This is a genomic window from uncultured Rothia sp. (assembly GCF_916049665.1).
Taxonomy (GTDB): Bacteria; Actinomycetota; Actinomycetes; order Actinomycetales; family Micrococcaceae; genus Rothia.
Map to the genome: position 1 here is coordinate 1 of NZ_CAJZIE010000091.1, position 6,685 is coordinate 6,685.

Genomic DNA, 6,685 nt, shown 5'->3' on the forward strand with positions numbered 1-6,685 from the left:
AGCGGACGAGCCGGCTTACGGGGTTTTTACGCCTCGCGTGCCTGGTCGTGGAGCATCCACTGGTCCGGGCCGAAGATTTCGTAGTTGATGTTCTTGCCGGGAACGCCTGCCTCCACCAGTGCGGAGCGTACGCCCTGCATGAAGGGCAGCGGGCCACAGAGGTAGACGTTAGCGTTGGCGGGAACATCCAGCTTGGAGACGTCGACGCGGCCGGTGTAGTCGCCACCCTCACCTTCGATGAAGGAGACGAGGCGTGCGTTGGGCAGCTTGCCGACGAGCTCGGTGAGCTCTTCGCGCAGGGGCCAGGTGTCCAGGCGGCGGTCTGCGTGGACCACGGTCACGGGGCGCTCGGAGCCCTTCTCAACCAGCTCGGAGAGGAAGCTGAGCATGGGGGTGGTGCCAATACCTGCGGAGAAGAGGTACAGGGGTGCCTGGGGGTCGCCGAAGCCTTCCAGGGTCAGGTCACCGTAGGGGTTGGAGACCTCGACGACTGCGCCGACTTCCAGCTCGTGCAGGATGGAGGTCATCTCGCCGTTGGGGTCGAGCTTCACAGCGATGCGGCGCTGGTTCTTTTCGCTGGGCAGCAGGGTGTACTGGCGTGCCTGGCGCAGGCCGTCACGTGCGGGAACGACGATGGAGATGTACTGGCCGCCCTTGGACTCGGTCATGGGGGTCTCGTCGGCGGGCTCGAAGGTCAGCACGACAACGTTCTCGCCGGTCTCCTTGCGCTCAACGAGCTTGAAGGGTGCGAACATGACGTCGTTTGCCTGAGAAGCGTACAGGCCCTTCTCCAGCTTGATGAGGGCGTTGCCCATGAGCCAGTAGACCTCGGTCCATGCCTCAACGATTTCGGGGGTAGCCAAATCGCCCAGGTTAGCGGCGATTGCCTCGAAGAGGTACTTGTAGACGGTGGGGTATTCTTCTTCCTTCAGGCCCAGGGATGCGTGCTTGTGGGCCACGCGGGAGAGGACCTCGTCCGGGTAGGAGTCCGGGTGCTCGACAATGTAGGAAGCGAATACTGCGATGGAGCCAGCCAGTGCGCGAGGCTGAGTGCCTTCAAGCTGGGAGGAGCGGGAGAACATGCCGTCCATCAGGTCGGGGCGGGCAGCAAACATTCGACGGTAGAAGTCGGGGGTGATGTCGTTGATGCGCTCAGCGATAATGGGCAACGTTGCCTCAATAATGGGGCGGGACTTCTCAGAGAGCATGTCATGCCTTCTTCCTGTGTGGTCACCTCGGTCATTGTGGCGAGGCCCCTCAATATCAGTATTGCGGGGCATTCACTCAGACAGCTCAGTTGGTGACGAAGTGTTTATAAAGCACCCTTACCGTAGCATTTTGCGGGGTGCTTGCGCTGTGTGCAGGTCATGCCCCGAGGGTTATTTGGCGCTACAGATGCTACTTATGGTTCACCCTGACTCAAAGAGAGAGCCGAGCGTCACACTATATATTTTCAGCACTGTTTTTGAGTTCGCCGGGTGACTAGCCCCGAAGTGTGCATAAAAATTCTGGACCGAAAATATATTTACTATGGAAAGTATGCATTGTAGTGTAAAAATGAATATGGTCACATTTTCTGCATTTGAAAAGCAAGTTTGCAATTTTCTGCATTTCCTGCACAAATTCAGGAATCACACAGATTCCAGCACCCCCGCAGACAGAGGCATAGACACTCCCGATGCTCCCTCAAAAACCTCCGCAGAAAGCCGCCGGGAAAACCCCAACAGCCCCGCGTTAGCCGCAAGAACGCCTTAAAAACTCCGTGGAGCCTCCCACCGGAAAGCTCCACAGGTATCACGTATTTCTTGTAGCGTGCCAGCCTAGCGCGCAGGCAACGCATTCTCCGGAGGCGCAAAGCCCAGCTCAACAAACACCGGACCAACGGGGCGCGCACCGGCAGTCAGCTCGCTAATAATCACCGAGTCCACAGAAGCATAGAATGCCTCGCGAGCCCTCGCCAGCACATTGCGCAGGCGGCAGAACTTATCCAGCGGGCAGTGGCCGTTCTCATCCTCGCACTCAATCATGGGGATATCGCCCTCAGTAGCGCGAAGAATAGTGCCGACGGTCGCAGAACGTCCTGCGTCCGAAAGCATCACGCCACCGGCGCGACCGCGAGTCGAGTCCAGGTAACCCATGTTCACTAGGAAAGCCACAGCCTTCGCCACGTGGTTGTAGGGGGTGTCCACTCCCTCAGCAATCTTCTGAGTGGAAAGCTTCTGACCGGGCTCCAGAGCAGACAGGAGCATCAGAACGCGGAGCGAGACATCCGAGAATGCTGTCAAACGCATGGATACTCCTTCTATCCTTCTCGTGCTGCCGCACCTTCACGGAGGCGGCAACGGATGCGCGAGCCCGGGTGGGTTCGACGCGTTCAAAAATCTTACATTGGCATTGTATAGGGGTAGCGAGAGGGCAAGAAATCAGGGCCAGCCATAATCATGCTCTCGTAGCCTTCCCAATATCTTTAGAGTATTTCTCAAGAGCAGATGGACTGCATAGCCTTACACTTGCGCCCCTACCCCAAACCGTCCGTTACCCACCGTTGACAGGGATTCAAACGACCCCCATAAACGGAAGGAAGGAGCGGAATCTCACCGGGAGATCCCGCTCCTTCAAAGCGCTAAACCTTAGGTGTTAGCTGGAATGTCTTAGCCCTCCAGAGCCTTTGCCAGAGCGTCGCGCTGCTCGCGAACCTCAGCAGGCAGCTTGTCGCCGAACTTCTCGAGCCACTCGTCGATGCCGGGCAGCTCAGCAGCCCACTCTTCCTTCGAGACAGCCAGAGCAGCCTTCAGCTCCTCCTCGGAGATTTCCAGACCGGTCAGGTCCAGGTCTTCCTTGGTGGGAACGGTGCCCAGGAAGGTCTCCTGGCCGCCAGCCTTGCCGTCCAGGCGGTCGAAGATCCACTTCACGACGCGAGAGTTCTCGCCGAAGCCGGGCCATGCGAAGCCGCCATCGGGGGTGCGGCGGAACCAGTTGACGTAGTAGACCTTCGGCATGTTCTCAGCGCCGTGCTGCTTGCCCAGGTCAATCCAGTGCTTGAAGTAGTCACCAGCGTTGTAACCGATGAAGGGCAGCATAGCCATCGGATCGCGGCGAATCACGCCGACAGCACCCTTAGCAGCCGCGGTGGTCTCAGAGGACAGGGTGACAGCGCGGAACACGCCCTGCTCCCAGCTCTCAGACTCAGACACCAGCGGAACGGTGGTCTTGCGGCGACCACCCAGAACGATAGCGCTCAGCGGCACACCCTCGGGGTCGTAGTACTCGGGAGCGAGCATGTCGACCTGGGATGCGGGGGTGCAGAAGCGGGAGTTCGGGTGAGCTGCCGGGCGGCCGGACTCGGGGGTCCAGTCCTTGCCGGTCCAGTCAATCAGGTGAGCGGGAGCCTCGTCGGTCTTGCCCTCCCACCAGACGGAGCCGTCGTCGGTCAGTGCAACGTTGGTGAAGATGGTGTTGCCCTTGGCGATAGCCTTCATAGCGTTCGGGTTGGTGGAGTAACCGGTACCCGGTGCCACGCCGAACAGGCCAGCCTCGGGGTTGACCACGCGTGCCTGGTGGTTCTCGTCGAACTCAATCCATGCGATGTCGTCGCCGACCATCTCAGCCTTCCAGCCGTCAATGGTGGGCTCCATCATTGCGAAGTTGGTCTTACCGCAAGCCGAGGGGAACGCTGCGGAGATGTAGCGAACCTTGCCCTCGGGGTTGGTCATCTTCAGGATGAGCATGTGCTCTGCCATCCAGCCCTCATCGCGACCGATAACGGATGCGATACGCAGTGCGTAGCACTTCTTACCGAGCAGTGCGTTACCGCCGTAGCCGGAGCCGAAGGACCAGATTTCGCGGGTCTCGGGGAACTGGACGATGTACTTCTCGGGGTTGCAAGGCCAGGGAACATCTTCCTGACCGGGCTCCAGGGGTGCACCAACAGAGTGCAGAGCCTTGACGAAGAAGCCGTTGGTCTCGTTCAGCTTGGCAAGAACGTCCTTACCAATGGTTGCCATGATGCGCATGGAGCAGACAACGTATGCGGAGTCGCTGAGCTCAACAGCAATCTTGGGGTTCTTAGCCTTCAGGGAGCCCATGACGAAGGGAATGACGTACAGGGTACGACCGCGCATGGAGCCCTCGAACAGACCGGTCAGGGTCTGCTTCATTTCGACGGGGTCGCGCCAGTTGTTGGTCGGGCCTGCGCCTTCTTCAGTCTCGGAGCAGATGAAGGTGCGCTCCTCGACACGTGCAACGTCGTCGGGATCGGAGAAAGCTGCGTAAGAGTTCGGGAATTCGTGATCGCTGAGGCGAACGAAGGTACCGGCGTCAACCAGTTCCTGTGCCAGGCGGTCATATTCTTCCTGGGAGCCATCGACCCAGTAGATGTGTGCGGGCTGGGTCAGTGCCGCAACCTCGCGAACCCAATCCAGGAGGCCCTGGTGGGTGGTAGGTGCGCTCTGCAGCTCCTTTTCGAGTTCGGCAGAGAGAGTACGAGTTGAGGTGTCAGCCATTGACATTTTCCCCTTCAATCGGTGGCCCGGATACTACATTGATCCGGTTAGGTCTGCGGTAACAAAGAAGCAGTTAAACACTACAAGCGTGCAAATAATCGTGAATATGCACGCTTGGACAGTCTCCACTTCCTCGTGATGCTTACAGAATAACGCATTAATGGTCTGTAGAGCTTTCTATAACGCCATTTCTTAAGTTCTGCGCATCACATTCTTAGAGTACGAGAAGATTTCTGTAAAGAATTTTTAGGTCGTATGGCGGGACCCTTCGGGGATTTTAGGGGCCTACAGCACCGGTTTTAGGGTGCCGAGAAAATATTTTGAAAAAATTTTACGCCACCAAAAACCCCGGAATCATGCGGTAAAACAGGGCATTATCGAGTCTTTCGGAGGGGATTTTGGGTCAATTTCGAGTTTTTCGGCTTGCGCACCCTTGGAGACATCCGTATAGTAGTACCTGTTGCCGCGACGGGTTGAAGAAATCCGAAGCGAGGAACATGCGCCTGTAGCTCAACGGATAGAGCATCTGACTACGGATCAGAAGGTTGGGGGTTCGAATCCCTTCGGGCGCACCACCGATCCCCGGTTCTTTGGAACCGGGGATTTTTTGTATGCCCAGAAGATAGACCCCGGAAGACACACCCCTGGAAGACATCTTTGGGAAACAAGCGCGCTGAAAACGCTCTGACACAAGCCCCGGGCAGAGCTCAAGCCACTGCACAGTACAACATGTTGCAGTACGACACGCCGCAGGCTCTAGCTAGGTGTAGCAAGGACGCTTCACCAGCTGACGCTGCCCCATCCGTGCCAAAAACCGCGCCCCAAAGCACCCCAACCTGTGAATCCACAGATTTATGCTCCCAGATGACGTGCCCCGGGGCACACCCGCCAAAAAACGCATAGGATGGAAAGAGGACCCTCCACACATAGGCTGGAGAGCAGACAACGCGAAGGAGCACTATGGCACAGCTATCCATTCCGCAGTCCCTGATAGGTGCACTCATCGATATAGCCGACCTTGGAACACTCGACTACTTCCCGCCCACCGAACGATGCGCCCACTGGTCCCTCTATGACGCGCAGCGCCAGGAGCTCCTCTGCCCCTGCACACCCGCCGCCAACACCACCGCGGAGAAGCTCTTTGAGGCCGCGGCGAAGATTCTCTACGAGAATTTCCCGCGATATATCGATTCGCCCGAGGAAATCATTCCTTATACTTCCCGCCAGGAACTCGTTGCCGCCCTACGCCGCGGCGATGAGGAAGCCAGCGACACTAAGCCTGCTGAAGAGGAACAGACCGACCTGCAGGCAACCGAAGCGGCCGAAGCCTCCATGGCTGAGACTCCCGTCGCAGAGGCCAACGAGGGTGTAGTGAGTGAGGACGCCGCGGTGAGCGCAACCGCTACTCCCCAGCCGGCAACCCCGAAGCCTGCGGCGCCGAAGCCGGCGCCCTCCCCCGCGCTCTTTGCCGCCCGCGCGGCACAGGCACCCGCCCCGACTCCCAGCCCTGCTCCCAGCGTGCCGGAAGAAGCATCTGTGGAAGCGCCCGCAGAGGCAACTGCAGAAAAGACGGTTCCTGTACCGACCCCCGCCACGGTTACCCCCGCGGCGCCCAAGCCGGCTGCGCCGAAGCCCGCTGCTCCTACATCTGCAGCACCCAAGCCGGCTGCGCCGACTCCCGGTGCACCCTCCCCCGGTATGTTCCGCAAGTCCACGCTGACCTACCATCCGCCGCGCATCGAAGAGTACCTGGAGGGTCTGCGTGCCCGCCAACAGGCTGCCGAAGCCGCAGAAGCTACCCATACGGCAGTAGCTAGCGAGCAGGCACCTGTTGAAGAGTTGCCCGTACTCAGCCAGTCCCTACCGAGTGCGCCCGCCGCTCCGGAGACGAATACCCCGAAGCCGAGCGCGCCGAAGCCCGCAGCCCCGGTCCCCGCTGCTCCGGCGGCCCTCAGCGAGCCCGCGGCTCAGCCGGTAGCCGCCGAACCGACCGCGCCTCGCGGCGTCAGCGAAGAGGACCGCGAACGCAGCTACCGCCTGCGCCCGAGCCTGCGCGCCCGCCTCGAACGCGAAAACATCAGCGAAGAGCTCGTGCGCACCATCCTGCGTGAAGGCGCGGCAGAACGACTCAACGACTGGACCATCCGCTTCACGCACGACGACTACCGCGTTGACGTGAACAC

At 59.5% G+C, this 6,685-nt stretch carries 4 protein-coding genes and 1 tRNA gene; 2 read left to right on the forward strand and 3 right to left on the reverse strand.

Features of this window, described 5'->3' with window-relative positions; translation table 11 throughout:
* Positions 1-26: 26 nt before the first annotated feature.
* From QZ540_RS07845 to QZ540_RS07855, 3 genes are all read right to left on the reverse strand, one after another.
* Positions 27-1,208, reverse strand: coding sequence for an FAD-binding oxidoreductase (locus QZ540_RS07845; protein WP_070605032.1), 1,182 nt, complete (start codon positions 1,206-1,208; stop codon positions 27-29).
* A 612-nt stretch (positions 1,209-1,820) separates the two neighbouring features.
* Positions 1,821-2,291, reverse strand: coding sequence for an Rrf2 family transcriptional regulator (locus QZ540_RS07850; RefSeq protein ID WP_294629000.1), 471 nt, complete (start codon positions 2,289-2,291; stop codon positions 1,821-1,823).
* Positions 2,292-2,651: 360 nt separating this feature from the next.
* A complete protein-coding gene (locus QZ540_RS07855; protein WP_294629002.1) occupies positions 2,652-4,502 on the reverse strand; it encodes a phosphoenolpyruvate carboxykinase (GTP) in 1,851 nt (616 codons plus the stop codon).
* Between the two features lie 499 nt (positions 4,503-5,001).
* Here QZ540_RS07855 and QZ540_RS07860 point away from each other — a divergent pair.
* Together QZ540_RS07860 and QZ540_RS07865 are read left to right on the forward strand one after the other, a co-directional pair.
* A tRNA-Arg gene (locus QZ540_RS07860) sits at positions 5,002-5,077 on the forward strand.
* Positions 5,078-5,462: 385 nt separating this feature from the next.
* Positions 5,463-6,685 (forward strand): DNA repair protein (locus QZ540_RS07865; protein WP_294629004.1); only part of this gene is annotated, 1,223 nt, incomplete at its 3' end.